This window comes from Pantoea sp. SGAir0175 (genome assembly GCF_043547855.1).
In genome coordinates this window covers 1-26,834 of record NZ_CP028082.1, presented here as the reverse complement: position 1 = coordinate 26,834, position 26,834 = coordinate 1, and the positions used below count along the sequence as shown (strand labels likewise).

27 protein-coding genes are annotated in these 26,834 nt (G+C 59.8%); 11 read left to right on the top strand and 16 right to left on the bottom strand.

Features of this window, described 5'->3' with window-relative positions:
- Positions 1–6: 6 nt before the first annotated feature.
- Positions 7–1,209, bottom strand: a complete 1,203-nt coding sequence (locus C1N56_RS19470; protein WP_394517604.1) for a lactonase family protein — start codon at positions 1,207–1,209, stop codon at positions 7–9.
- 280 nt (positions 1,210–1,489) lie between these two features.
- Between C1N56_RS19470 and C1N56_RS19465 the strand changes: the two genes are divergently transcribed.
- On the top strand, positions 1,490–2,128 hold the full coding sequence (locus tag C1N56_RS19465) for a LysE family translocator (protein ID WP_058770305.1): 639 nt from the start codon (positions 1,490–1,492) through the stop codon (positions 2,126–2,128).
- A gap of 114 nt (positions 2,129–2,242) precedes the next feature.
- On the opposite strand, the gene C1N56_RS19460 is transcribed toward C1N56_RS19465, so the two are convergent.
- From C1N56_RS19460 to C1N56_RS19445, 4 genes are all read right to left on the bottom strand, one after another.
- On the bottom strand, positions 2,243–3,043 hold the full coding sequence (locus tag C1N56_RS19460) for an inositol monophosphatase family protein (protein WP_021508951.1): 801 nt from the start codon (positions 3,041–3,043) through the stop codon (positions 2,243–2,245).
- A 14-nt stretch (positions 3,044–3,057) separates the two neighbouring features.
- On the bottom strand, positions 3,058–4,119 hold the full coding sequence (locus C1N56_RS19455) for an ABC transporter ATP-binding protein (RefSeq protein WP_021508950.1): 1,062 nt from the start codon (positions 4,117–4,119) through the stop codon (positions 3,058–3,060).
- Positions 4,116–6,338 carry an ABC transporter permease gene (locus C1N56_RS19450; protein ID WP_394517603.1) on the bottom strand — a complete coding sequence of 741 codons (2,223 nt, stop codon included), beginning with the start codon at positions 6,336–6,338 and terminating at the stop codon, positions 4,116–4,118. The genes C1N56_RS19455 and C1N56_RS19450 overlap by 4 nt, the downstream gene beginning before the upstream one ends.
- 89 nt (positions 6,339–6,427) lie before the next feature.
- On the bottom strand, positions 6,428–7,456 hold the full coding sequence (locus tag C1N56_RS19445) for an ABC transporter substrate-binding protein (protein ID WP_058759035.1): 1,029 nt from the start codon (positions 7,454–7,456) through the stop codon (positions 6,428–6,430).
- A 217-nt stretch (positions 7,457–7,673) separates the two neighbouring features.
- Here C1N56_RS19445 and C1N56_RS19440 point away from each other — a divergent pair, with 217 nt between their 5' ends.
- Positions 7,674–8,708 (top strand): LacI family DNA-binding transcriptional regulator, encoded by a 1,035-nt coding sequence (locus tag C1N56_RS19440; RefSeq protein ID WP_058759034.1) that lies wholly within the window; start codon positions 7,674–7,676, stop codon positions 8,706–8,708.
- Between the two features lies 1 nt (position 8,709).
- Here C1N56_RS19440 and C1N56_RS19435 read toward each other — a convergent pair whose 3' ends face one another.
- Positions 8,710–9,612: a LysR family transcriptional regulator gene (locus C1N56_RS19435; protein ID WP_058776063.1), complete on the bottom strand. Its 903-nt coding sequence runs from the start codon at positions 9,610–9,612 to the stop codon at positions 8,710–8,712.
- Positions 9,613–9,743: 131 nt separating this feature from the next.
- Here C1N56_RS19435 and C1N56_RS19430 point away from each other — a divergent pair, with 131 nt between their 5' ends.
- The gene (locus tag C1N56_RS19430; protein ID WP_058776064.1) at positions 9,744–10,436 is read left to right on the top strand and encodes an SDR family NAD(P)-dependent oxidoreductase; all 693 of its coding nucleotides are present in this window, start codon (positions 9,744–9,746) and stop codon (positions 10,434–10,436) included.
- Between the two features lie 5 nt (positions 10,437–10,441).
- On the opposite strand, the gene C1N56_RS19425 is transcribed toward C1N56_RS19430, so the two are convergent.
- Entirely contained in the window at positions 10,442–11,371 is a 930-nt protein-coding gene (locus tag C1N56_RS19425) for a LysR family transcriptional regulator (protein ID WP_264444131.1), read from the bottom strand.
- Between the two features lie 80 nt (positions 11,372–11,451).
- On the opposite strand from C1N56_RS19425, the gene C1N56_RS19420 reads away from it, so the two are divergent.
- Complete coding sequence (locus C1N56_RS19420; RefSeq protein WP_394517602.1) at positions 11,452–12,273, top strand: MBL fold metallo-hydrolase; 822 nt, start codon at positions 11,452–11,454, stop codon at positions 12,271–12,273.
- Between the two features lie 3 nt (positions 12,274–12,276).
- Positions 12,277–13,638, top strand: coding sequence for an amidase (locus C1N56_RS19415; protein WP_394517601.1), 1,362 nt, complete (start codon positions 12,277–12,279; stop codon positions 13,636–13,638).
- Here the strand turns inward: C1N56_RS19415 and C1N56_RS19410 are convergent.
- The 4 genes from C1N56_RS19410 to C1N56_RS19395 all read right to left on the bottom strand — a co-directional run bounded on the left by C1N56_RS19410 (position 13,613) and on the right by C1N56_RS19395 (position 17,228).
- A complete protein-coding gene (locus C1N56_RS19410) occupies positions 13,613–14,020 on the bottom strand; it encodes a DUF2000 family protein (RefSeq protein ID WP_058770312.1) in 408 nt (135 codons plus the stop codon). The two genes, C1N56_RS19415 and C1N56_RS19410, sit on opposite strands and share 26 nt — an antisense overlap.
- Before the next feature lie 35 nt (positions 14,021–14,055).
- The gene (locus C1N56_RS19405) at positions 14,056–14,913 is read right to left on the bottom strand and encodes an AraC family transcriptional regulator (RefSeq protein WP_104187537.1); all 858 of its coding nucleotides are present in this window, start codon (positions 14,911–14,913) and stop codon (positions 14,056–14,058) included.
- A gap of 27 nt (positions 14,914–14,940) precedes the next feature.
- Positions 14,941–16,236, bottom strand: coding sequence for an SLC13 family permease (locus C1N56_RS19400; RefSeq protein WP_394517600.1), 1,296 nt, complete (start codon positions 16,234–16,236; stop codon positions 14,941–14,943).
- A gap of 92 nt (positions 16,237–16,328) precedes the next feature.
- Entirely contained in the window at positions 16,329–17,228 is a 900-nt protein-coding gene (locus tag C1N56_RS19395) for a LysR substrate-binding domain-containing protein (protein WP_394516547.1), read from the bottom strand.
- Positions 17,229–17,325: 97 nt separating this feature from the next.
- Between C1N56_RS19395 and C1N56_RS19390 the strand changes: the two genes are divergently transcribed.
- A complete protein-coding gene (locus C1N56_RS19390) occupies positions 17,326–18,096 on the top strand; it encodes a HalD/BesD family halogenase (protein WP_222952173.1) in 771 nt (256 codons plus the stop codon).
- On the opposite strand, the gene C1N56_RS19385 is transcribed toward C1N56_RS19390, so the two are convergent.
- Together C1N56_RS19385 and C1N56_RS19380 are read right to left on the bottom strand one after the other, a co-directional pair.
- Entirely contained in the window at positions 18,081–19,163 is a 1,083-nt protein-coding gene (locus tag C1N56_RS19385; protein WP_394517599.1) for a DUF2817 domain-containing protein, read from the bottom strand. The genes C1N56_RS19390 and C1N56_RS19385 overlap by 16 nt on opposite strands.
- Positions 19,164–19,201: 38 nt before the next feature.
- Positions 19,202–19,972 (bottom strand): transporter substrate-binding domain-containing protein, encoded by a 771-nt coding sequence (locus C1N56_RS19380; protein ID WP_021508935.1) that lies wholly within the window; start codon positions 19,970–19,972, stop codon positions 19,202–19,204.
- Positions 19,973–20,239: 267 nt separating this feature from the next.
- On the opposite strand from C1N56_RS19380, the gene C1N56_RS19375 reads away from it, so the two are divergent.
- Positions 20,240–20,914 (top strand): heavy metal response regulator transcription factor, encoded by a 675-nt coding sequence (locus C1N56_RS19375; RefSeq protein ID WP_059009258.1) that lies wholly within the window; start codon positions 20,240–20,242, stop codon positions 20,912–20,914.
- Positions 20,911–22,290, top strand: coding sequence for a heavy metal sensor histidine kinase (locus C1N56_RS19370; protein ID WP_394517598.1), 1,380 nt, complete (start codon positions 20,911–20,913; stop codon positions 22,288–22,290). The genes C1N56_RS19375 and C1N56_RS19370 overlap by 4 nt, the downstream gene beginning before the upstream one ends.
- Before the next feature lie 37 nt (positions 22,291–22,327).
- On the opposite strand, the gene C1N56_RS19365 is transcribed toward C1N56_RS19370, so the two are convergent.
- Together C1N56_RS19365 and C1N56_RS19360 are read right to left on the bottom strand one after the other, a co-directional pair.
- A complete protein-coding gene (locus tag C1N56_RS19365; RefSeq protein ID WP_021508932.1) occupies positions 22,328–22,981 on the bottom strand; it encodes an oxygen-insensitive NAD(P)H-dependent nitroreductase NfsB in 654 nt (217 codons plus the stop codon).
- 104 nt (positions 22,982–23,085) lie between these two features.
- Positions 23,086–24,087 (bottom strand): zinc-binding alcohol dehydrogenase family protein, encoded by a 1,002-nt coding sequence (locus C1N56_RS19360; RefSeq protein WP_394517597.1) that lies wholly within the window; start codon positions 24,085–24,087, stop codon positions 23,086–23,088.
- 136 nt (positions 24,088–24,223) lie between these two features.
- Between C1N56_RS19360 and C1N56_RS19355 the strand changes: the two genes are divergently transcribed.
- From C1N56_RS19355 to C1N56_RS19345, 3 genes are all read left to right on the top strand, one after another.
- Positions 24,224–25,141, top strand: a complete 918-nt coding sequence (locus C1N56_RS19355; RefSeq protein WP_394517596.1) for a LysR family transcriptional regulator — start codon at positions 24,224–24,226, stop codon at positions 25,139–25,141.
- 493 nt (positions 25,142–25,634) lie between these two features.
- Positions 25,635–26,006, top strand: coding sequence for a type II toxin-antitoxin system RelE/ParE family toxin (locus tag C1N56_RS19350; protein ID WP_058770321.1), 372 nt, complete (start codon positions 25,635–25,637; stop codon positions 26,004–26,006).
- Positions 25,990–26,289: a helix-turn-helix domain-containing protein gene (locus tag C1N56_RS19345; protein WP_021508926.1), complete on the top strand. Its 300-nt coding sequence runs from the start codon at positions 25,990–25,992 to the stop codon at positions 26,287–26,289. The genes C1N56_RS19350 and C1N56_RS19345 overlap by 17 nt, the downstream gene beginning before the upstream one ends.
- Positions 26,290–26,366: 77 nt before the next feature.
- Here the strand turns inward: C1N56_RS19345 and C1N56_RS19340 are convergent, their stop codons facing one another.
- Positions 26,367–26,834 (bottom strand): hypothetical protein, encoded by a 468-nt coding sequence (locus C1N56_RS19340; RefSeq protein ID WP_058759022.1) that lies wholly within the window; start codon positions 26,832–26,834, stop codon positions 26,367–26,369.

Sequence of the window (26,834 nt, the reverse complement as noted above, 5' to 3'; positions counted from 1 at the left end):
GGGCAGTTAGTTAAAGAATTTGATGTCGGTTGGCGTTGCCAGCTTCGCCGCCACACCGCGCGCGCTTAGCTTGCCGCTGTGCGCATCAAAATCAAACAGCGTAATGGTGTTGGTAAACACGTTGGTGACATAGAGGTGTTTACCGCTGTTATCAAACGCCAGCGCGCGCGGCTCAATACCGTCGGCGGCATAGCGCTGTGGGTCTGTCAGGCTGCCATCGGCGGCAATCTTAAACACCAGCAGATGATTGTCAGATCCGCGGTTAGCGGCAATCAGGAATTTACCCTGCGGGCTGAGAATGATGCCGCCACCGCTTTTATAGGCGGCGCTGCTGTTTTGCGTATTCAGCGCCACCTGTGCCTGCCGTTCCAGCCGGTCATCAGTGACGCGGAACACCACGATTTCGCCCGCCATTTCAGTGATCACGTAAGCGTGTTTACCGTCGGCGGAGAACACCATGTGGCGCGGACCCGCACCTGGCGCAAAGCTCACATCACGGCTGGTATCCACCTGCAGCGGCTCTCGCCGATCCGCGTGGTAGCGATAGGCATGCAGTTTGTCGTCACCGAGATCGGCTGCATACAGATAGCGGCCATCATGGGTAAAAGTAGTGGAGTGCGCATGGCCGCCATCCTGCCGATCTTTTACCACGCCGCTACCCTCGCTGAACGCAAAATGCTGGACCTGTTCGCCCAGCTTGCCGTCCGACGCAATCGGGAACACCGTCACCCCTGCTCCGCCTTTCGCCACCGAATAGTTGGCGACAAACAGGAATTTGCCGTCCGGGCTGAGAGTGGCGTGCGTCGGCTGCTCGCCGTGGCTGTCGACCTGATTCAGCACCCGCACTGCGCCCTGTTTATCGATCGCCAGCGCGGTAACGGCACCGGCATTCTCTTCATTGGTGGTATAAGCAAACCGCCCGTCGCGTGATTTAACGATCCACGACGGGCTTTTCATCCTGATCACCTCCAGCGGCTTGAGCGTCCCGTCGCTGTTGACCTGCATGCGATACAAACCTTCACTGGGTCGATCCGGCTTTTGTACCGCAGGGGCATCCGGAATACTGGTCCAGGTGCCGACTAATGCTGTTTGATGATGTTCCGTGTTCTGCGCCATAGCACTCCCCGCCAGCGTCAATAGAGCCAGTGATATTGCCACGGTTAAGTTTGTTGCTAAACCGCCAGTTGCCGGTTTTGGGTATCCACTCATTGTCTTTCCACCATAATCGGAATTTTCACGGGCCTGCGCCCAAACCAGGTTGATTTTTTTGTATTGAAACGGACGTTGTTAACGTCTCGTTAACGACTATAGTGGCATTCCCTGCGCGCAAAGCTGCGCAGGCCGATCGGCTTCACAAATCGGTTTATTTAATTGTGCCTTTGCTAATAGGTCATAGCGTTTGGTTATGGCTGGCAGTAAGCAGTGTAAAAAGCCCCGGCACGCATGCTTTAATCTTTCCTTTACCGAACTCAGGGATGGTCACGACGTTATGCTGCCGTTTTCTAATGGTTTTTTATTGAGTTTATCGCTGTGTCTTGATATCGGACTCGCCAACATCGCCATGCTGACGCTGGCGATGCAGCGCGGTTATCTGCACGGTTTCTGGCTGGGCATGGGCACCTGCGTGGGCGATTTAATTTACGCCTTGCTGGCGATGGCTGGCATGGCGGTGGTACTGCAGTTTACGCCGGTGCGCTGGTTGCTATGGATTGGCGGCGGCATCTTGCTGCTGTGGTTTGCCGCTAAAATGCTTTACGCCGCGCTGGCCAAAAAAATCGACATTCCCACGGCTGAAACCCAGCCTTATCGTTCACTGCTGCGCGAATTTCGGCGCGGCATCGTGCTGGCGATGTCGTCACCGACGGCGATTCTGTGGTTCGCCAGCGTGGGCGGCGCGCTGATAGCCCGCATCGGCCACAGCGATGCCGGTGCAACCTCATGGTTTCTCAGCGGTTTTTTCCTCGCCGGGGTGGTGTGGACCTGTGTGATCTGCCTGATCGGCAGCATGGGCGGAAAGCTATTAGGCGAGCGCCTGCTGAAATATTCGTATCTCGCCTCAGCGCTGATTTTCTGTTATTTCGCGGTGTATGTGATTTGGTCGGGATACCGCGAGTTCGTGGCGGTTTAAGTCACCACGTAATCGTTTGAAATCATGTGATTATCCAGTTACGACAGCGCAAGCGTAGTAAGGTCGCCATGGATGGCGACCTGGAAAACGCCGCGCGGCCGTGAAATGCACCATTTAAACGCCGGCAATCCGCCTTAGCTCCGCCTGTGCACCCGGCGCCACCGCCAGCACCTGCGCGCCTTTCAACAGCCGATCGCCCTCGGTGTTAAACGGGTGATACCAGCCGCCGGCCTCTTTCACCAGACAGTAACCGGCCAGGCAATCCCACGCGTGCATATAGGGTTCGAAATAGCCCACCACGCGTCCGGCTGCCACCCACGCCAGCATCAGCGCACCAGATCCGATACGGATAAAGTTGCCACCCGCTGCCAGCAGTGACGCCAGCAGGCGGCCCACCTCTTCCGGGCTGACATAGCTATTAGCGCCAAAGCCGGTCACGTGATTTTGCAGCGTACGTGACGGATCCACCTGCAAACGGCGGCCATTCAGCGTTGCGCCCTGGCCGAGCGCGGCGACGTAGCACTCCTGATAGGTCGGCGCAAAGATCACGCCAATCACCGGTACGCCGTCATGCAGCACCGCAACGGAAACACACCAGTTTGGCATACCGTTGAGGAACGGGCTGGTGCCGTCAATCGGATCGACCACCCAGGTATAGCCTGACGTGCCCGGTTGCAGGCCGTACTCCTCGCCAAGAAAACCGTCGTCCGGGAAGCTGGCGCGAATCTGCTGGTCGATCATCTGTTCCACCTCGCGGTCAGCGCGTGATACCACATCCTGCAGGTCGTGCTTGGTTTCGACTACCAGCGTGTCACGCTGATTGAAGTAGGCCAGCGCCTTCTCCCCGCCCGCCCGCGCGACGCGTTCGGCCAGCAGCAGACGCGATTGCAGCGCGTCATTTTTCGTATCACTCATGCGTTATCCTTAAATTAACCGGCAATCAGGGCCAGACCCTGAGGTTTAAAATCAATCGCCACCCGGGCGGCCAGCGGCAGCTGCTGCTCCATCTGCGCATCGACGATGAACAGCGAGCCCAGTTCCGTGTTGACCTCGTATTCGATGTGATCGCCCAGCCAGGTGGCGTGCGTCACCTCACCGCGCAGTGCGCCTTCAGCACCGCTGTGCAGGGTAATGAACTGCGGTCTGACCGACAGCTGCGCGGAGCCGGTCGCGACGCCGTTACCGCGCACGCGATAGCGCTGCCTGCCGAGTCGCACCAGCGCTTCGCTGCCTTCTACCTGTTCGACTTCGCACGGCAGAATATTGGCTTCGCCCATAAAGTCAGCGATGAAAACCGAATTGGGCGCGTGATACAGGCTTTCCGGCGCGCCCTGCTGAGCAATATCGCCCTCTTTCATGACAATAATTTTATCCGACACCGCCAGCGCCTCTTCCTGGTCGTGCGTGACATACACCGCCGTGAAGCCCAGCCGCTGCTGCAAATCACGAATATCGGTTCGCACCCGGCGGCGCAGGCGCTCGTCGAGATTGGAGAGCGGCTCATCCAGCAGCAGCACCTGCGGCTCCAGCACCAGCGCGCGCGCCACCGCAATGCGCTGCTGCTGCCCACCGGAAAGTTCGGACGGCAGCCGCTGCCCCTGACTCTCCAGCCCGACCAGTTTCAGCCCTTCGCGCGCACGATCCTGCGCTTCCTTTTTGCTCATGCCGGACGATTGCAGGCCGTACATGATGTTGTCGAGCGCACTCATGTGCGGAAACAGCGCGTAGGATTGAAACACCATCGCCACGTCGCGCTCGTTGGCTGGCAGATGCGTCACGTCTTTACCACCAATTAAAATGCGCCCCGAAGTCGGATGTTCCAGGCCAGCCAGCAGGCGCAGCGTGGTGGTTTTGCCGCAGCCGGAAGGCCCCAGTAGCGTCACCAGCGTACCCGGCTCCACCGTCAGCGATAAATCCGGCAGCGCGGTAAAACCGGCAAAGCGTTTTTCGACGTGTTCAAACACCACTGAACCAGCAGTAATCGCGGTCATACGGCACTCTCCTGAGTTAACGAAGGGGAAGCAGGTGGCGCGGCGACGTCCACCGGGCGCGCCACGCGGCGCAGGCGACGTTCGCCCACCAGCCACTGGAACACGCCAATGATCAGCAGCATCACCACAATCAGTACTGTCGAATAAGCAATGGCGACGCCGTATTCGCCATTCTCCACCAGCCCGACGATGTAGGACGTCGCCATGTTGTACTGGGCGCTGACAAGGAAGATCACCGCGCTGATCGAGGTAATGGCGCGGACAAAGGCATACACCAGCGCCGCGCTGATCGCCGGTTTCAGCAGTGGCAGCACCACTTTGCGCAGCGTGCGGAAACTGCTGGCACCCAGCGTCAGTGAGGCTTCATCAAGGCTCTTATCCAGCTGGCTCATCGCTGCGATACCGCCGCGCACGCCGACTGGCATATTGCGGAACACAAAGCAGGCAATCAGGATCATCGCCGTGCCGGTAATCTCCAGCGGCGGCAGGTTATAGGCCATCACATAACTGACGCCGATCACCGTGCCGGGAATGGCAAAGCTCAGCATCAGCAGGAACTCAAACGTCTGACGACCGGCAAATTTCTGCCGCACGATGAGCCAGGCGGTCAGCAGGCCCACCACGGCGGTGAGCGGTGCGGCAATCAGGGCTATTTCCAGCGTGGTCCAGAACGAGTTCCACGCCACGCCGCTCCACAGCAGATGACCGTCACTGACGCTGACGCGGAAAGCGCGTACGTAGTGTTCGATGGTCAGCGCATCGTTCAGGCCCCACGACTGCACAAAGCCGCCGACCACAATCATGCCGTAGATCAGCAGGGTAAACAGCCCCCACGGAATCACCATGCCGTATACGCCGTAGCGCAGCAGACGCGGCAGCTGACCATGTTTGCCGCCGTCGCCCTTGCCGGTCACCGTGGCGAAGTTTTTGCCACCCAGCCACAGCCGCTGCAGCACAAAGGCGGCCAGCGTGAAGCACAGCAAAATCATCGCCAGCACCGCGGCGCGACTCGGATCGTTTTGCGCGCCTACCACCGAGAAGAAAATTTCGGTAGAAAGCACGCCGTGACTGCCGCCCAGCACCATCGGATTACCAAAATCGGCCATGCTTTCGATGAAGCTGATCAAAAAGGCATTGGCCAGACCCGGCGCCATCAGCGGCAGCGAAACGCGGCTGAAGGTGCGCCAGCGGTTAGCGCGCAGCGTTTGCGACGCCTCTTCCAGCGACGGACTGACACCTTCCACCACGCCAATCAGCACCAGAAAGGCAATCGGCGTGAACGACAGCACCTGGGCAATCCAGATACCGGTCAGGCCATACAGCCAGCGGCCGGGCTCAATGCCAAACAGCGCCGCCAGATGCTCCGTCACCACGCCCGAGCGACCGAACAGCAAAATCAGCGCCAGACCAATCACGAACGGTGGCGTGATGATTGGCAGAATGGTCAGCATACGCAGCGCTTTTTTGCAGGGCAGCGGCGTGCGCGTTGCCGCCAGGGCAAAGGCCAGACCCAGCAGCGTCGAACCGCTGGCAGTCATCAGCGCCAGCCACAGCGTGCGCCAGGCGGTGCCGCAGGTGCCGCCTTTCAGACAGGCAAGGCTCCAGATCGACGGGTCCTGTAAATTGCTGATCAAACCGTCCGGTTTGAAACTGCCGTCAACGTCCTGCACCGACACCACAAACATGCTGAGCACCGGATAGAGTACGAAGATGCTGACCAGCGCAGTCAGCAGCACCAGCGACGCCACCACAAAGGCATCGCCTTTCAGCACGCCGCGTTCGGCCAGCGCAAACGAGAACAGCAGCAAAAACACGGTCAGCAGCAGAAGCGCGCCAGCGCCCATCGCTGGCTGTCCCTGCGGCAGCGCGCCGAAGCGATTTTCCAGCCACAGCCAGCTCCAGCCGCTGTAACCAATCGCGTGCCCTTCCACAATCAGGAAGATCACGCCCAGCGCGCTGAACAGCAGCAGCAACCGGCTGCGCGCGCTGCCGGGCAATAAGGCGCAGGCGGCGCACAGCGCCAGCAGCGCCACGGCGAGCACCAGCCATGGATGGCTGCCGATCTGCCACAGTGCCGGCGCGCTGGCTTCATCACGCCACAGGTTAAACAGCCAGCCGCTATCGAAAAAGCCTGCTTCCAGGCTGTACCACGGCAGCAGCAACAGCGCGACGGCGCCCAGCAGCAGCGCGCCCGTCAGACGGCGATTATTTGCGTTCATGTGTTACCTCAATGCGGAATCATCGCGCCATCCTTAGCGCTGTCGGAACCGGCAAGCCGCCGCCAGCGGCAGCGTCCGGCGATGCGGCATTACTGCGCGCTGGCGCCGATCTCTTTATCCCAGCGGCTCAGCAGCGCTTTACGTTTGGCGGAATCGCCGTAGGTTTTGAAGTCATAATCAATTAGTTTGATGTTCTCGAAGCGCGGCGCGTATTCGGAGATCTCAGCACTGCGGTTTGACGGCAGCTGGAAGGATTTGGCCTCTTTCATGTGCGACTGCGCTTCGGCGCTAAGCGCCCAGTCGTACCACACTTTGGCATTGGCCAGATTGCGTGCCCCTTTGACGATCGACATTGAGCCAATCTCATAGCCAGTGCCTTCACAGGGCGCGACGGTTTTGATCGGGAAGCCGTCGACTTCCATCGCCACCGCGTCGTGCATAAATACGATGCCCACGGTGGTTTCGCCCCGCGCCGCTGCCTTCACCGGCGCCGAGCCGGATTTGGTGTACTGGGAAATATTGGCGTTGAGCTTTTTCAGGTAATCGAACGCTTTGTCCTCGCCCATGATCTGCACCAGCGTCGCCAGGGTGTTATAGGCGGTGCCGGACGAGTTCGGATTGGCAATCTGAATTTCGCCTTTGAAGGCCGGATCGAGCAAATCAGCCCAGCAGGCTGGCGCTTTGAGCTTTTTATCCGCCAGCAGTTTGGTGTTGTAGCCCCAGCCGAGCGCACCGGCATAAATCCCTACCGTACGGTAACCTGAGTTTTCCGCCTGCTTCTGCGCCCAGTCCTGCTGCTGGTCAAGCAGCGGCGATTTATACGGCTGCGTCAGCCCCTCTTCCGCCGCCTGCATATGCGGATCGCCGGTGCCGGCCCACCAGATGTCGGTGCGCGGGTTACGCGCTTCGCTGCGCAGGCGGGCATAGGCTTCACCCGCTGACAGGCGCACCATGCTGACTTTAATATCCGGATGTGCCTGGCTGAAAATGCGCGTCATATGTTCGCACACCACCACGTCCGCCGAGCAGACCATATTGAGATTGCCAGCGGCCGTCGCGGCAAACGGCAGCGCGGTGCAACTGAGGGACAGCGCGATGGCCAGTGAGGTGTAGCGCATGATGTTCTCCTTGGTTGGCAGGGTTCCGTGCTTAACAGAGGTTTTTATTTGCACGTGTGTGCAAATTAGTAATGAACAGAAAATAGCCTGTCAAATAGCGCAATCTGCAATTGACAGGCTGTGTCACAAAAATGCAACAAATGTGATCGCAGACAAATTGCACAGCTTTGCAATTTACGGCAGACTGCTTTTCAGCCGTAATTGTGAGGAGTTGAAGATGCAGAATGACAAAGCCGGGGTGAGCGCGCAGGATGTGGCGGATCGCGCGGGCGTGTCGCGTTCGGCGGTGTCGCGCGCCTTTACGCCCGGTGCCAGCGTTTCTGCAGCCACGCGTGCCCGGGTGATGAAAGCGGCGCAGGAGCTGGGCTATCACGTTAACCACCTGGCGCGCGGGCTGGTGCGCAACCGCAGCGGCATCGTCTGCCTGATTGTCTCTGAAATCGCCACGCCTTACCGCGCCACGCTGGTGCGCTGGCTGACACAGTTTTTACAGGAAGCAGGCAAAGTGGCGATGCTGATAAATACCGATCGTTCCGACAACAGCGTCTCCGCCGCGCTGCTGCAGGCGATCAATTTTCGCGCCGACGCCTCCATCATCCTTTCCGGCATGCCGGATCGCACCATCACCCGCCAGTGCTATCAGCACGGTCAGCGCATCATCCTGATCAACCGCGACGAAGCGCTGCCGGGCTCGCTCAGCATTAACCTCGACGCGCAGGCGGCGGCCGAAACGGCGGTGATGGCATTTCAGCGCGCCGGCTGCCGTCAGCTGGCGTTCGCCAATTCACTGGCCGGTACGCCGAGCCTGATCAAACGCGAAGCGGCGTTTATCGCTGTGGCGGAGCGCGCCGGACTGACGGTCAGCGTGGAGCGGTTCGGCACCACCTCGTATGAGAGCGGTCAGATTCTGGCGCATCGCCTGCTGACGCGTCATCAGCGCCCGGACGCAGTGTTCTGCGTCACCGACCTGATGGCCTGCGGTTTCATGGATGAAGCGCGCCACCGTTTCCAGCTGCGCGTGCCGGAGGATTTGTGCCTGATCGGCTATGACAATATCGCGCAGGCTGGCTGGTCCTCTTACAATCTCACCACCTTCGCCCAGCCGGTGGAGCGCTTTGCCCGCGACGCCATCGCGTGGCTGACGCAGACAGAACAGGCAGAGAGTGGTTTTACGCCGCAGAGTGAGCAGCAGCACGACACGCTACTGTATCAGGCTGATGTGGTATGGCGCGGATCGGTGCGCGGCGGCTGATCTAAGCGCGGCACACCTGCCGCACCGTGTCACGCAACCAGCGGTGTGCGGCATCCTGCTCCAGTCGCGGATGCCATAGCTGTGACACCGTCACCTCTGGCGTGGCAAACGGTAGTTCAAACATCGCAAACGCCGGATTATCTTTGATTAGCGGATGGTGCAGGCACAGCGTATGCGGCACCAGCGCCAGCCAGTCGCTGTGCAGCGTGAGCGCGACGGCAGTGGAAAAAGCGGGTACCACGGCCGCTACCTGACGGGTAAAACCGGCGGCGAGCAGCGCCTCATGCACCGGTCCGCCCAGCTCACCGCGCCTTGACGCCACGATGTGACCATATGCGGCCAGCTGCGCCAACGTCACGTCCGCGAGTAACGGATGCCCGGCGCGCACCACGCCGACGAAGCGATCGCGAAACAGCGCCTGCAGCCGAATCTCCGGTCCCATATTGCCCAGTACGCCAATCTCCAGATCAACGTCGCCGCTGCGCAGCGGTCGATCATTTTTCTCTGCTTTCGGCATGAAGCGCAGCTGCACGCCGGGCGCCTGTGCGCGGACTGCAGCGATCAGCGCGCTGCCAAACGCTTCGACAAATCCTTCGTTGGTACGCAGCGTGAAGTGGCGCTGCAGCTCGGCGGCAGCAAAGCGTTGCGCGGGTGGACTCAGCAGCGCCTGCGTGTCCTGCAAAGTGGCATGCACCTGGCTGCGCAGCGCTTCGGCGTGTGGCGTCAGCACCATCGCGCGCCCGGCGCGCACCAGTAGCACATCGCCGGTGGCAGCACGCAGTCGCCCCAGCGTGCGGCTCATCGCTGACTCGCTCAGCCCCAGGCGACGCGCAGCGCCCACTACGCTGCCTTCACTGAGCAGCGCATCCAGCGCAGGGAGTAAATTCAAATCGACGGTATTCATCGCATCATCCTTATCGATTGAGCGCCATCTGGCAAGGCGTTTGCTGCAGGTTATCTATGCAGATGCTGCGCGTTCCGCCTGTTGTCATGCAAGGGTAGACTTTTCACTCACCCCAAAACCAGGAGAGGGTTATGAACAAGGCTTCCCGTGCTTTATTAATTGGTGCTTCGCGCGGCCTCGGCTTCGCGCTGGCGGAGAATATGCTGCAGCGTGGCTATCAGGTGGTGGCGACCGGCCGCCAGCACTCCCTTCACGCGCTGCAACAGCTTGCGCAGCGCTACCCGCAGCAGCTGAAGGTGGAGAGCGTGGACATCACCGTGCCAGCAGAGGTCAACGCCCTGCATCTGCGGCTAAGCGGCCAGCAGTTCGATCTGCTGCTGGTCAACGCGGGCGTGAAAAATGACGATCGCGAAACCCTTGCCGATGTGTCGACGGAAGAGTTTATTCGCGTAATGGTAACCAACGCGCTGAGCCCGCTGCGCGTGCTGGAAACCTTCAGAAACAACGTCAGCGCGCGCGGCACGCTGGCGGTGATGTCCTCCGGCCAGGGCAGTCTCACCAACAACACCCATGGCAACTACGAGGTGTATCGCGGCAGCAAAGCGGCGCTGAATATGTTTATGCGCAGCTTCGCCGCGCGTCACGACGATGCACGCACGCTACTGCTGCTGGCCCCCGGCTGGGTGCGCACCGACATGGGTGGCGCCGGGGCGCGACTGAGCATTGAGGAGAGCATCCCAAATCTGCTCAACACGGTGGAAAGCCAGACCGGACGCGGCGGCCTGCACTATCTCGATTACCTCGGCCGCGTAGTGCCGTGGTAAGCATTTCACGCCAGCTTGCGTTCGATCAGCTGACGCAGCGTGGCGCGCAGCCAGCGGTGCGCCGGGTCTTCGGCCCGGGCGTTATGCCACAGCAGCGAAAGCGCATAATCCGGCATGCCGATCGGCACCGCCGCCGTACTCAGCGCATAGCGCTGTTGCCATGCCTGCACCAGTCCCTGCGGAACGGTCGCGAACAGCGGCAGACGCTGCAACATTAGCGGTAACACCGAGAAGTGCGGCGTGACATAACGCACGCGGCGCGTCAGCCCCTCGCGGGCTAACGCGGCGTCCAGCGCACTTTCACTCACGCCGCGATAGGAGACCAGCGCATGCTGATACTGCACGAACTGCGCCAGCGTCAGCGGTGGCGCAAGGTCAATTTGTCCGCGATGCCATACCGTGCGGAAGCCGGCGCGCGCAATGTGCTCCCGCGTAAGATCGCGGCTGGTTTCCTCTCCGACGGTCACCACCACGTCAGCCTGCTGCGACTCCATCAGCGGAATGGCCTGCCACGGATCGGCAGCCACCACCCGGATATCAATATTCGGAGCCGAGTCGGCCAGCTGCAGCAGTAAATCGGGCATCAGCCAGTGCTCGAGCCAGTCGCTCATGCCGAGCGTAAAACTGCGGCTATCGTGCGCGGCATCAAAGCGATCGGCAGTGAAAATAACGCGATGGACGCTCTGCAGTAGCGGTGCGATCTGCCGCACCAGCTGCTCTGCGCGCGGCGTGGGCATCATGCCTTGCGAGGAACGCACGAACAGCGCATCGTCAAACATTGCCCGCAATCTTTTTAATGCCGCGCTGACCGCCGGCTGCCCCAGATAAAGCCGGTTTGCCGCCTGAGTTACGCTGCGCACGTCATACATGACCAGCAGCACAATCAATAAGTTAAGGTCGATTTTGCTGAAATCATTTTCATTGATGCTTTTCATGATTCTAATCGATTTAAATAATGACATAGCCCTCAGTATAGTGACCTGCAGTAACAGGCACCACGCTTTAAGGAGGCAATATGACCCTGCACATAGGTGAATGCAGCATTGATAAAGTGATCGAGCAGATCAGCTCACTCCCCTTCGCTGCGCTGTTTCCGGCACACCGCGAGACGATGAGCGACACGCTGGCACAGCAGCCGGCAGAGATATCCATCCATAGCTGGCTGGTGCGCACCGCTCGCGACACCATCGTGATTGATACCGCAACTGGCAATGGCCGCAACCGCGATAACAAGCCGCTGTTTCACCAGCTGCAAACCGCGTGGCCGCAACGTCTGGCCGAAGCGGGCGTCGCCCCTGATGAAGTGACGCTGGTGCTGATGACGCATATCCACACCGATCACGTCGGCTGGAATACCTGCTGGCGCGCTGGCCGCTGGCAGCCGATGTTTCGTCATGCGCGTTACATCTGTTCAGCGCGTGAACTGGCACAGTGCCGCAGCACGCCGTCAATGCAGGCGCTGTACCACGATAGCCTTGCGCCGCTGCTGGCGAGCGGCCAGCTGGAAACCATTGATGTGCAGCACTCCCCGCTGTTTGCCGGTGTGCTGCGCTATATGCCGACGCCGGGTCACAGCGTCGATCACGCTTCAATTGTGCTGCAAAGCGCCGGTGCCCACGCGGTATTTAGCGGTGATGTGATGCATCATCCAGTTCAGTTTGCACATCCGCAATGGAACTCAGTTTTTTGTGAGGATTTACCACGCGCCGTAACGTCACGTCAGTTACTTATAGACTGGTGCATCAGCCATCAGGCACTCTGGTGCAGCTCACACTTTGCCAGCAGTTCGTGCGGCCGGGTTTCGCCAGAGCGGCAATGGATTCCTGTGGAGGCCTGAACCATGCAATACGCTGATTACCTCACCGCGTCGCTGGGGGATATGCAACAGGCGCTGGCCCAGCGCCGGGTGAGCGCACGCCAGCTCACCACATTTGCGCTGCAGCGCATTGCTGACGTGGATCAGCCGCGCTACAACGCCATCAGCTGGCTGTCTGCCGATGACGCGCTGGCTGCGGCCGCTGCCAGCGATGCCGCACGGCAGCAGAATGCGCCAGTTGGCCCACTGGCCGGTATTCCGCTACTGATTAAAGACAACATTGAAGTCAAAGGCTGGCCGACCAGTGCCGGTTCGGCGCTGCTGCGCGATGTAATTGCCAGCGAGGATGCACCGCTGGTTACGGCTCTGCGTCAGGCTGGCGCAATCCTCATCGGCAAAACCACCATGCATGAACTGGCGGCAGGCATCACCGGCGCGTCGTCGCTGAACGGCTTCACCCATAATGCCTGGCAGCAAGGCCGTTCTCCGGGAGGTTCGAGCAGCGGTTCAGCCGTGGCGGTGGCCGCAGGCTTCGTGCCGCTGGCGATAGGCAGTGATACCGCTGGTTCGGTGCGCATTCCGGCCGCATTCAATGGCCTGTTCGGCTTACGTATGACGCGCGGTGCACTGAGCAGTGCTGGCATCGTGCCGCTGTCGCCTACCCAGGATATCCCCGGACCGCTGGTGCGCTACGCGGCCGATTTGCGGCTGATCAGTGAAATACTCACGGGCCAGCGTTTTTCCCGTCCCGACCGGCCGTTGCGCATCGGTATCTGGCAGGAAGGATTTGCCGCAGAGGAAACGGAGATTAACCAGGCGGTGCAGGATGCTGTGGCACCGTTTCAGCCGCGCATGCTGAGCTGGCCGCAGCTGGAGACGCTGGCGACGGAAGCCAATATTATTGCCTATGAATTTGCCGACGCGCTGGCCGCCTGGCTGGCGGATAAACCGCAGGCACCGCTGCGCACGCTGGCGGCGATTGCCGCTTCAGGACGCTATCATCCCCAGTTGGAGGCCACCTTCAAAACCCGCGCGCAGCATCCCGGCATGCAGAGTGACGGCTATCGCGAGGTGCAGCTGCGCCAGCAGAGGCTGTATCAGCAGCTGGCGCAGTTTTTTCAGCAGCAGCAGATCGACCTGCTCGCTTATCCGGTAGTCCGCCATCCGCCAGTGAAGCATGGCGAGTTACAGCCTGGCAGCAACGCGCTGATCTCAGCCGTCACCGGCGCACCGGCAATCAGCATTCCGGTCGGCCTGAGTACGGAAGGGTTACCCATCGGCCTGGAGCTTCTGGCGCTGCGCGAGCGGGAAGATGTGCTGTTAATGGCGGCAGAACAGATTGAACAGGCGCACCCGCCGTTCAACCGTGCAGCGCCAGCCCTTTGATGGCTTTATCCACCGCCTTTTTCGGGCCGCGCAGCGCGATGCCCACCAGGTTGAGATTATCGGCGTCTTCGGCCAGAAACACCGCGCGGTTGGCGGCATCGTGGCCGGTGGAAAACATCGCTTCGACGTAGGGAATCAGCGTTAACTCGCGCTCTACGCCCTGGCGATGCGCCCGTTGCAGGCCGGCTAAATCGGCGGCAAACACCAGCATCGGCTGGCCGGCCATGTTGCCGTACTGACGACCGAGCGCGTCGACGTAGGGTTCACCCATCATCTCCGGCGCGGCCGCCGCAATGCCGGTCGCCAGAAAAGCCACCACATTCAGGCGCTGCCAGGTGGCTAAATCATCACGTACGATTAGGGCAATTTTGGTATCAAACATCTGTCAGAACTCTCCGGTGAGGATTAAAAATCCCATCATCGGATAGCCGGCATAGAGCGGTATAGAACGTTTGTGCACTGGCGCTGATAGGCGGCGGGCGTGAGACGATAAGCGCGCTGGAACCAGCGGCCAAGATGGCTTTGGTCGGCAAAGCCCACCTGCGCTGCGACCTGCACTGGCTCAACGCCCTGTGCCAGCAGCGCACGCGCGCTACGCAGCCGCAGCCGCACCAGATAGGCGTGCGGCGACTGGCCAAACGCCTGCTTAAACTGGCGCGTCAGGCGGAAACGATCGATGCCGGACAAGCGCGACAGATCGTCCAGCCCGATATCCTGCGCCATAAAATCGTGCAGATAGTCACGCAGCAGATGCATCTGCCGCTGAGCGTCACTGAGTTGCATGCCTGGTTTATTTTCCAGATGCCGGGACAGCAGCGTGAGCAGATGATCCAGGCTCTGATCGCGCGCCAGCCGCCCTTCCCGCTGATGCACCGCAAACCATGCCTGCTGAATCGCACTGGCCAGCTGCGCATCATCGGTGAGCGTGGAGCGAAATGCCCCCTGAATATTCGCCACATCGCCCAGCCCGCGGCGCTGCATCATCTCCGCCACCCAGGGTTGCGGCAGATAAAGCATCACATAGGTAAAACCGGCGGCATCGGGCGCGTGACCATCGTGTACCGCGCCCGGCTCAATCAGAATAGCGCGGCCCGGCGTGCTGGTGTGTAGCGCGCGGTGACAGTTAAAGCGCTGCAGCCCCTGCTGCGTCACACCGACCAGCAATTCGTCGTGGTCATGCGGATCGTAAGCGTGGCCGCAGAAGTGCGCGTTAACACTTTCGATGCCCGTCTCCTCATCGCGACGGAAATCAACCCAATCGTTAGTAGCTGACATAGCGAATTCGTGACCTCTGACGGCGTATCAGGCATAGCCTAGCAGCCGGAACCACAGATAATCCAGCGGTAACAGCAGCAGCGCGCTCAGCACAAACACCAGCAGGCACAGCTGCAAACCGGCTCTGGCAGGCACATTCCCCAGCCCCATTGCCACCACGATGGGCGACGCCTGATATGGCAGCAGCGGGGTGGCGTAGGCAAAAACCTGCAACATCACCACGCTCAGTAGCGGAAAGCCCGAAGCGGCAGCCAGCTCCTGCGCCATCGGCGTAACCATCGCCGGCACGCCGTTGGCGGTGAGCACAAAATTCAGCAGCGTCACCAGCGCATTGAGCACGGCAAAATTACTGAATGACGGCGAATCATGCAGCGGCAGCAGGTGAAGCAGTGCATTGGCGATGAGCCGCCCCAGGCCAGAGTCCACCACCACCGTGGCGACGCCGAGAATGCCGGCGATATAGATGCAGGTGCGGAAATTGACGCCGCTGGCAAAATCGTCGCCCGAAAGAAAGCCCACGCGCGGTAACAAACACAGACACGCCGCGGCCAGCCCGACCCACGCAGCAGATAAGCCGTGCAGGCTGTCGGTCATCCACAACAGTAACGTGACGGCAAGTAGGCCAATCAGCCGCCATTCGCGCCCGCTTAGCGCCGGCAATGCTTCCCGCGTTGCCACCGGCTGCGGCTGAGCGCGGAACAGCAGCGTAATGCAGGCAACCAGCAGAATACCTTTGCCCAGCCCCACCACCGGCATGTGCAGCAGCCACCACGGCAGCCATTGCAAATGCAGCTGATACGCGCTTTCCGCCGCGCCGCTCAGCACCAGGTTTGGCACGTTGGCGGGCAGAATACTGGCAGAGAGTTGAAAGGTGCCGAAGCCCACCGCCAGCGCCAGCCCAATGCTGCCGCGACTGCCCGGCCGGATACCGGCCCGCTCGCCCAGCGCCAGCACCACCGGCATCAGCAGCGCGATGCGTCCCATGTTCGACGGCATCACCAGCGCCAGCAGATAACTCAGCAGCACCGTGCCCGCCACCATCCGCGGCCAGCTCTGGCTGAACGGCACCACCAGCCAGTTGGCCCAGCGTTGGGCAAGGCCCACTTTGCGGATCGCCGCGCCCAGCACAAAACCGCTCAGCACCAGCCAGAACGCTGAGGAGGCAAAACCGCTGAATACGCTGCTGGCTGGCGCTATCGACAGCAGCATCGCCGCCGCAAAAAACAGCAGCGCGGTAAGATATTCCGGCAACCGCGCCAGCGCCCACAGCAGAATTGTGATGCTGACCACCAGCGTGGTCAGCCAGAATGAGGACTCGATCATCGTGCCTGAACTCCCTTTCTTCGCAACTGCGCACAAAGCGCATCAGCATAGGGCAATCCCTGTCGCAGAACGCTGCGGCAGTTAACAATTTGTTAACTCGCCAGCTGCGTCAGCCACTGAATCAGCGCCTCGCTGCCGGGTTGACTGCGGGAGCGCTGTGGCCAGGCGAGGAAATAGGGTTTGCTCAGCGGCAGGCTGAGCGGATCCACCACCTGTAGCGCGCCGCGCGCCAGTTCGCCGGCAATCAGGCGACGCTGCCCCAGCAGCACACCGGCCCCGGCTACCGCCGCGTCGATGGCCAGGGAGGTGAGATTAAAGCTGAATGCAGGCTGGACCGCCGGCTCCATGCTGCCTTTGGCCTGAAACCAGCTGCGCCAGTCGGGCAGAAAGCGTCCTTCATTGCCCCAGTCCAGATGGATCAACGGCGCCTGGCTTAGCAACGATTCGCCCGGGTAACGCTGTATCAGCGCCGGACTGGCGACCGGCAGCACCTCGTCACAGAACAGCCGTTGCTTGTCGAGTTGCGGGTAGCGATCCTCACCAAAGCAGATGACAAAATCTGCCGGTGTGGCGCTGAAATCCACCGGCGCATGAGTGCCGTGCAGGCTGAGATCGCAGCCCGGACAGTGAGCCCGCCAGGCGGTGATATTCGGCAGCAGCCATTTCGATGCCAGCGCCGGCAGTGAATAGAGCGTCAGCTTTGGCATGCTGGCCGCATGGCGCAAATTTTGTTGCCCCAGATGCAGAATGTCGAACGCTTCACTGACGTAGCGCAGATACTCTTTGCCGGTTTCCGTCAGCATCACGCCACTCTGGGTACGCACAAACAGTGCGCTGCCCAGCTGCGCTTCCAGCTGACGAATTTGCTGGCTGACGGCAGCCGGCGTCAGCGCCAGCTGTGCGGCGGCTTTCGCCAGGCTACCAAGTTCCGCCGCCACTTTGAACGACTGAATCACGCTGATTTTCGGCAAACGCGACGCGGGTGCAGGCATTAAGGTTTCCTTAGCAAGGCGTTAAATATTTATCGTTAGGCATCAACATATCAGGCCGTTACAGTCTCTACACCTGCCAACTCAGAGAACCACCGCGATGTCTGCTTTGATTCGATTTGATTTGCACCCCCTGGCCGATGCCGACTGGCGTCGGCACTGTCGCCAGCAGCTGGAGCAACACGGCGCGCTGGTGCTGCGTCAGTTTTTGCAACCGGCTGCGCTGCAGGCGATCGTGGCTGACGGGCTGGCCCAGCGCCATCTGGCTTACCACACCGTCAGCAAGCACAACGTCTATCTGCTGAAGCCGGACGAGGCGTACCGTGCCGATCATCCGCGCAATCGTGACGTGATCAGCACCAAAGGCTGCATTACCGACGATGTGATTGCGGCGGAATCGCCGCTGCGCCAGCTGTACAATGACGAACTGTTTAAACGCTTTCTGTGTGATGTGCTGGACGAAGACGCGCTGTATCCGTATGCCGACCCGCTGTCGTCCATCAATCTGCATTACGCGCCTGACGGCCAGGAACTCGGCTGGCATTTTGACAACTCCTCTTTCGCCATCACGCTGCTGGTGCAAAAACCGCGCGGCGGCGGTGTATTTGAGTATGTGAAAGATTTGCGCGATGCGGATGCCGGCGAGATGAACTACGACGGCGTCGCCGCCGTGCTCGATCAGCGCCATACGGTCGAGGCGCTGGAGATTGATGCCGGTGACCTGGTGCTGTTTCGCGGGCGTAATTCGCTGCACCGCGTGACGCCCACCGAAGGCGATGTCACGCGTATGCTGGCGGTGCTGGCCTACAACACCCAGCCCGGTATCGCGTTGTCCGAAACCGCGCGCATGACCTTTTACGGCCGGTTGTAAGCCACCAGCGCGCGCCAGCCGCGCAGGAAAATCTGCCGGGTACGAAACGCAGTTAAGGCGCGCCAGTCCTCATCGGCGGGCCAGAACCCCTCCACCAGCTGCTGCTTCAGCGCGCGTCCGGCGTGGCTTGCCGGATCGCCCTGCAGATGCAGCCAGTGATCGTCGCGCACCCGGCGATGCATCTCTTCGCCCGGATAAGTGCCGCACTCCACCACCAATGGCAGCAGCTGCGTGTCAGGCAGCGACGTCAGCAGAAACTGCGAGACATAGCCCGTTGCCGTGGCGGTCACGCCGGTGTCGCTGTCGCGCCCGGCGCCGGTAAACAGCAGCGTCAGCCACTCATCGTATAACGTTTTGCCCCAGTCATGCGCCGGATAGCGCTGTTCAGCAATCGCCAGCAGCATCGGATGGCCCCACGCGCCGGCACCGGTGTGCAGGTCGAAACTCAGGATGACCTGCGCCTGACGCAGATGCTGTTCGACAATGGCGTGCAGCGTGCGGTGCGACCAGGTCGGCTGCTGCCCGCCATAAAACAGGCCATCTGCTGCCTGATATTGGCCCGCTTCCACCACCCGTTTTAGCGCCGGCCAGCCTGACTGCTGCAGTGTCTCCGCCAGCAGTCGATCGGCATGTGCGCGGTCGCCGTGGTACAGATCGTGCCATAGCGCATAGTGCGGATTAGCGGGTGCGGGCTGGCTGAAATCGATGAAATTCCGGTTGAGATCGATATTGTCTTCATTGACGCGCCGCAGATGCGCAGCGCCCCATGGATTTAGCAGATGGACCAGCACAAGGGCGCAGTCGGGCGGTAACGCGGCGACATCAAGGCTATCAAGCCAGGCGATCTGGCTGTCTGAACCGTAATAGCCCTCCACACCGTGTGTACCGGAGAGAATCAGCATGCGTTTGCGGGCCGCCGGATCGCCGATCACCGCGACGTCGGTGTACAGCGCGGCCCCGTCGGGCGCGGTCAGCGGATGGCGATAGGCAGTCAGCGCGCCGTGCTGGCGCGTGACGGCGGCCAGGAATCGCGCCCTCTGCTGAGTATAATCAGGGAGTAAAGACATGATTTTCCTGTGCGTAATGAAGGCAAATCGCCCTGCGATTAGGGATAAACCTTAACCTTAAAGTACTTCTGCGCCAGCCGGTCATACGTGCCGTTGCTGTGCAGCGCAGCCAGCGCATTGTTGATTAAAGTAAGATTGGCCGTATCGCCTTTACGCAGCCCGATACCCACGCCGTTGCCCAATAATGCTTTATCCACCAGCGTGGCTTTATTGACATAGCCCTTGCCTTCCGGCGTGTTGAGAAAGCCCTGCTCGGCCGAAACCGCATTTGCCAGGCTGGCATCGAGTCGACCCGCTACCAGATCCGGGTAGATCTCCATCTGATTCGGATACGAGACCACGTTGACGCCCTGCGGTGCCCATTTCGTTTTGGCGTAGGTTTCCTGAATGGTGCCCTGCGCGACGCCGATATTCTTCCCGCGCAGCGTGCTGATATCCGCCGTCAGCGTGCTGTTGGCAGGCGTCAGCAGCGCGCTGGGCGTGATATACAGCATATCGCTGAACGCCACCTGCTCGCGGCGCTTCTCCGTCATCGACATCGCCGACAGAATGGCGTCAAATTTCTTCGCCTGCAGCGCCGGAATGCTGCCGTCAAAGCCAATCTGCACCCACTGACATTTCACTTTGGCCTGCGCACAGATGGCATTGCCCAGATCAATATCAAAACCCTGCAGCGAGCCATCGCTGGCTTTGGATTCGAACGGTGGAAAAGTGGGATCGACGCCAAAACGCAGCGTCTGCTGCGCCGCAGCCAGTTGGCTGAGGGCGCTGAGTGACAACAGTAAGGCAAAAGACCAACGCTTTTTCATGATGCTCTCCGGCAGGCTATCTCACAGGTTTTAACCTTGTAATAACACGATGCCGCTGACGCCACCATCAAAAGCGCGCAAAAATGCAGAGCAAATTCTTATATATGTTAATGGGTTAGCGAAATTTGTCGCGCCATTAAGTTTTACTTAACGCTCTGTCATGATTTTGTCATCAGGGGCTCATGCCGCTGTCAGCCTCGGTTTTCTATGCTAACCCGCGTTATACTGCCCGCCATCAGCAAGCGGCCGCCACTGCCGGGAGATCGCATGAAAATATTGGTGATAGAAGATGAAGCCGGGGCGCGTGATTACATGCGCAAAGGATTGACCGAGGCCGGTTTTATCGTCGACGTGGCGGAAAACGGTCAGGATGGCCTGTTTTATGCGCAGGAGCACCATTACGATCTGATTCTGCTGGATGTGATGATGCCCGGCATCAATGGCTGGGAGGTGATGGCGCAGCTGGATAAGCAATTGCACACGCCGGTGATTTTCCTCACCGCCAAAGGCACGGTGGAAGATCGCATCAAAGGGCTGGAACTGGGTGCCGATGACTATCTGGTCAAACCCTTCTCCTTCGCCGAACTGCTGGCGCGCGTGCGCACCCAATTGCGGCGCGGTAGCCAGCAAAAGCTGCCCGACATCCTGACGCTGGCCGATCTGCAGCTGGATATTGCCCGTCGCCGGGTCGAGCGCGCCGGACAGCGCATCGACCTGACCAACAAAGAGTTCAATCTGCTGCATCTGTTTCTGCTGCATCCCGGCGAGGTACTGACGCGCACGGTGATTGCATCGCGCGTCTGGGACATGAATTTTGACAGCGACACCAACGTGGTGGATGTGGCGGTAAAACGGCTGCGGCAGAAAATTGACGGCCCTTTTACCCGACCATTGATTCATACCGTGCACGGTGTCGGTTATCGCTGCGAAGCTGAAACATGAAACCCCGCTCGCTCGCCGTCCGCCTTTCGCTACTGCTCAGTGCTACGGTGGTGGTCATTTTTACACTCAGCGGCATGGCGCTGTATCACGCACTGGCGAAGCAGATCGGCGTGCGCGATGACGCAGCCCTGCTGACGCGCATCGATCAAATGCGCACGCTGCTGCGCGATGAAGATGCGCTGACGCTGATTCAGCAGAAGCCGCGGCTGTTCGCCAACATGCTGGGCAATACCGAATCGTTGCTGGTGCTGCGCTTTCCCGGCCAGCCGCCGCTAATCGTGATCAATCCTGGCGCGCGTCCGGTGCCAGCCATTACGCCGGTCGCCGCCGATCAGCCGTTAACCCTGCAATCGGTCCACCATCAGCAGGCGGCGGACGGCACGCCGTTTATCGCCGCCGCCGCGTTAACACCAACGCGCGATGGCAGCGGCCAGATCGAAATCATCACCGGTCGCCTGATGAGCGACCGCACGCAGACCCTCACCGGCTATCGCCACCAGATTATCCTGTGCACCGCGCTGGCGGCGCTGCTGGTCGCCGCGATCAGTGTGCTGCTGGTGCGCCGCGGCCTGACGCCGCTGCGCCGGCTGGCGGCGGAAGCCGGGGTGATCGACGTGCGGCGGCTGTCGCATCGCATTGAACTGACCAGTGCGCCAGGCGAGCTGCAACCGCTGCTGGCGGCGCTCAACCAGATGCTGAGCCGGCTGGAGCAAGGTTATCAGCAACTTAGCCAGGTCTCAGCGGACATGGCACACGATCTGCGCACGCCGATTGGCACGCTGCTTGGCCAGACGGAAGTGGCGCTAAACCAGCCGCGCAGCGTCAGCGAGTATCAAACGCTGCTGGGTTCCAATTATGCGGAGCTGGAGCGGCTGGCGAAGATGATTGATAACATGCTGTTTCTCGCCAAAGCCGCAGACGCCAGCCAGGCGCTGGACAGACAACGTATCGATCTGACACCGCTGGGTGAGCGGTTGAGTGACTATTTTGAGGGCATGGCGGAAGAGCATGGCATGCAGCTTGTCATCTCGCTTCACGGCGAGTTGCACGCCGATCCGCAGTTGTTACAGCGCGCGCTGGCGAATCTGATCGCTAACGCGCTGCATTACGGCACGCGCGACGGCACCATTCACGTCTCCAGTATCACGCAGCCAGACGCCGTGCTTTTGGTGGTGGAGAATCAGGGGCCGACGCTAAGTCAGGCGCAGCAGGCACGCCTGTTTGACCGCTTCTGGCGCGCCGATGCGTCACGCCAGCAGGGCGGCAGCGGACTGGGTCTGTCGATCGTGCGCGGGATCATGCAACTGCATCAGGGCAGTTGCACGATGAGCAGCGAACACGGCATTACCCGTTTCTGCCTGCGGTTCCCACGTTAAGCGCGCAGGTGCGCAGGTGCGCACCTGGTTAAGTCCCTTAGATAAACGTGAAAATTTCGTCCTGCGACAGACGCGATTTCGGCAGCGTGGCGTTGAAATCTTCCTCACTGCGATAGCCAAGCGAAACCAGCACCACGCTGGTAAAGCCCTGTTCACGCAGGCCCAGCGCCTGGTCAAGTGCGCGCGCATCAAAGCCTTCCATCGGGGTGGCATCAATGCCGAGCATCGCGGCGCCCAGTAACAGTCCGCCCAGCGCCAGATAGACCTGTTTCTCCATCCACTGCGGCACGTCGCGCAGCTCATAACGGTGCATATCCACATAGCTGCGGCGGCTCTTATCCTGACCGGCTTTGGCTTCGGGTTTGGCAAAACGCCCGTCCTTCTCTTCCTGCGCCAGCACATTTTGCAGGTGCGCTTCATCCAGATCGGTGCGCATGCACAGCGCAATCACGTGTGAGGCGTTCAGCACCTTAGGGTTGTTGTAAATGAACGCGCCGCTGGTGGATTGCGCCATCTTTTCCCGCCCTTCCGCAGTCGACGCGACAACAAAGTGCCACGGCTGCGAGTTAACCGATGACGGGCTGTTGCGCAGCAGGTTAAGCAGCGTGTCGATCTCCTGCTGCGGCAGCGTTTTGCCCGCAGAGAAAGCTTTTACGGTGTGACGGCGGGCAACCGCATCATTAAGGGTCATGAGAGTCTCCTGATTGAAGATTGCGCCAGAGCGCAGATAAATAGCAAAGTCGCTACCATAACCGCCCGGGCTGACGGACGGTTAACCTTACGTGTTTTAATGACTTAAAAGCCGCTAAGGACAATCTTGCCGCGTGCGCGACCGCTTTCAATCAGCGCATGCGCTTTACGCAGGTTGGCCGCGCTGATGCTGCCGTGATGCTCGCCAGCGGTGGTCTGCAGGGTTTGATCGTCAATCAGCTGACTCACCTGCTGTAGAATCTGATGCTGGCGCTGCATATCGGCGGTATGGAACAGCGAGCGGGTAAACATCAGTTCCCAGTGCAGCGAGATGGCTTTGCGCTTCAGCGGCACCGCATCCAGTGTTTCCGGATCGTCAATCAGCGCCAGTTTGCCCTGCGGAGCCAGCACATCGATCAACTGCGGGTAGTAGCTGTCGGTATGGGTCAGTGAGGCCACGTAGCGCACCTCTTTATGGCCAATCGCTGCCAGCTGCTCACCAAGCGGACGCTGATGATCGATAACATGATTGGCACCCAGCGAGCGCACCCAGTCGGCAGTTTCCGGGCGAGAGGCGGTACCAATGACCGTCAGTCGGGTCAGTTTGCGCGCCAGCTGCGTCAGCATCGAACCCACGCCGCCGCCCGCGCCGATGATCAGCAATGTGCCTTCGTCGGCAGCATCAATTTCCAGGCGATCAAACAGCAGTTCCCACGCGGTAAGAGACGTCAGCGGCAGCGCGGCGGCATCGGCGTCGCTCAGCGTGCGCGGCTTGAGTCCGGCGATGCGTTCATCCACCAGTCCGTACTCGGCATAGCTGCCAGCGCGTGTGATGTCGCCAGCGTAGTAAACTTCATCGCCGGGCTGAAACAGCGTGACATCGCTGCCCACCGCCTCGACCACGCCCACCGCATCCCAGCCGAGAATGCGCGGCGTGTCTGTCGGGGCGCCAGCACGCACTTTGGTATCAACCGGGTTGACCGCAATCGCGCTGATTTTTACCAGCAGATCGCGTGCGCCTGGCTGCGGTTTTGCCACGTCCAGTTCATACAACGCATTTTCATCTGAAATCGGTAAACCGTTTTGGCTATAAACAATCGCTTTCATGCAACAGGCTCCAGGTGAGTGAATATTTTCAGGGTGTTGACAGCAGCATAGCCAGACATCGCGCCGGGAAAAATGCCTGTTGCAGGACAACACTTTCACTCGTAGAGTGAAAATCCCGATAATGGCGAGAACGTCGATGATTCGTTTAGAAGATGTCACCCTGTTTGTGCGCTCTGCCGCGCTGGGCAGCTTTTCCCGCGCAGCGCGCGAAACCAACCTGCTGCCCGGTCAGGTCAGCGCCGCCATTCAGCGGCTGGAGCGCGATCTCGATCGCCGCCTGTTTGCGCGATCGACGCGCAGCCTGCGTTTAACAGCGGAAGGCGAAAAGTATCTGCCGTTCGCGCAGGAGATGCTGGCGCTAATGCACGCCGGTGCGGAAAGTCTGCAAAGCCACGACGATGCCCTGAGCGGCGAGCTGAAAATCGCCCTACCATCTGACATCGGTCGTCATATTATTCTGCCGCTACTGACAGAATTTTGCCGGGCACATCCGGCGCTCGGATTGCGTCTTTCCTTTTCCGATCAGGTGAGTGACGTGTTCCGCGATCCGGTGGATATCGCTATTCGCTACGGTAAGCTGGAGGACAGCAGCTATGTCGCGCTACCGCTGGCGGAAGAAAACCGCCGTGTGATGGTCGCCGCACCCGATTATCTTGATCGACATGGCCGTCCGGAAAAACTCGAGGATCTGGCACAGCATCACTGTCTGCCGTTTGTCATGGGCGGTCACGTGTATGATAAATGGACTTTTCCGCAGGAAGGGATGCGGCGACAGATTACGGTGAAAAGCCGACTGCTGTGCGACGACGCTGAAGTGGCGCGCCGCTGGGCGATTGCCGGGATGGGGATTGCTTATAAATCCTGGCTTGATGTCTGCGACGATATCAGACACGGCCGGCTGGAACGGGTGCTGCCGCAGCTGCCAGGCGAAAGCACGCCGCTGCATTTAATCTGCCCGCATCGCAAACAATTCTCGCCGGCGATTCGCGCTTTACATCAATTACTGCGTGAACATTTACGCACTCTGACGGCGCAAATCTTACCGGCGATTTAATCTCACCGCTGCGCCTCGACGCCATTAGCCATGCAATCCGGGCCAGCCATCAGGCGAATCCCTCTGCGATTTATCTTTAAAATTAAGGACGCGCGGCCGCAAGCAAATGAAATGCTGTGCCTTCTGAACCCGCGCATGAAACGCAGCCGTCCGGCACCTCTGATAACCGTGGCACAGCATAGTAATCTTATTCTTAACAGGTAATATTTAACGTTACTTCACTGTATTCACGTTAATTATTCAGGACTGATGATGTCTCAACCCAAAGCGATGTCCGTTAATGCCCTCACCCACATTATCCTGTTCTTCCTGGTCATCAACGCGATTGATGTCGTGTATGCGTTGATGCACTGATGGCTTATTGCGCTTTACCGCTGTTTTTGCGAGCCAGATGCGAAAGATGAGATAAATTCCCTGTCACGGATTTTTTAATCCGCGAGCCTTGATAGACTGCAGACGATAAAATAGACTACAGACTATCAAGGATGGCATCGTGTGGCAGGTTGAAGCAACAGATCGGTTTTGGAAATGGTTGCAGGCTCAGGATGAAGCGTTGCGTCTCGACGTGCTTGCCGCCCTGAAGCTTCTGGCGCAGGACGGTCCGCATCTTGGCCGCCCTTTCGTTGATACCCTGATGTTATCGCGGGTGCCCAATATGAAAGAGCTTCGCGTGCAAAGTAAAGGTCGTCCCATCCGCAGCTTTTTTGTTTTCGATCCGCGCCGCCATGCGATTGTGCTGTGTGCCGGCAACAAACAGGGTAAAAATCAAAAGCGTTTCTATCAGCAGATGCTTCGCATTGCCGAAACCGAATACCATCATCATCTGAACGCAATCGGGGAAACACATAATGAAAACCTTGGATGAGATGCTGGCGGCGCTGACGCCCGAACAGCAACATCAGGTCGATGAACGCGTCAGCCAGATGCGTCTTGAATACCAGCTTTACCAATTACGTGAGCAGATGCAGCGGACTCAGCGTCAGCAAGCGCAGGCCATGCACATTGCCCAGTCATCTGTGGCGGCAATGGAAGCGCGTGGCGCAGAGTTAAAGATTTCCACGCTGAAGCGCTACATTGAGGCGCTGGGTGGAGAGCTGACGCTGGGTGTAAAGATGCCGGGTGGCCAGCATGTCGACTTAATTATCTGACCGTTCAGGCAGAGCGCATTACGCCCTGCCCCAGTCTGAGGTCAACGGTGCCGACATCTGGCCCACACCACAGTCAATCAGGAGTTGTTTGGCGTGGCAGCGCTTTCGCTGAACTGCGGTTTTTGCCGCGTAACGGAATAGACCACGTTTTTCGGGCCATTGGTGTCTGTGGTGACATCGACCGCAGGAATGGTCACTTTGCCAAAACCAAACAGTGTTTGCACGTAGCCGCCGATCTGGTGTTTACCGGCCGGGACGCGGAGCTCTTTACTCTCGCCCTTTTGCAGCAGTCCGGCTTCCTGCCCATCCACCGTCACGTACACGGATGAGCCATCGTCGGTGCGCGTCACCAGATGGGAGACATTGATGACGGTCGGTCCGCTGGCAAACGGCGAAGCGCTGTCGTTGTTTTCGACCGGAGCGGAAGCGGTAGCCGGGGCTTCTGCGGCGGCAGCATCAGCGCTGCTGTCGCTGGCAGCATGACGCGCGCAGCCGGTGAGCAGGAGTGTGGCCGTTAACGTGGCCAGTGTGAAACGCGAAAACAT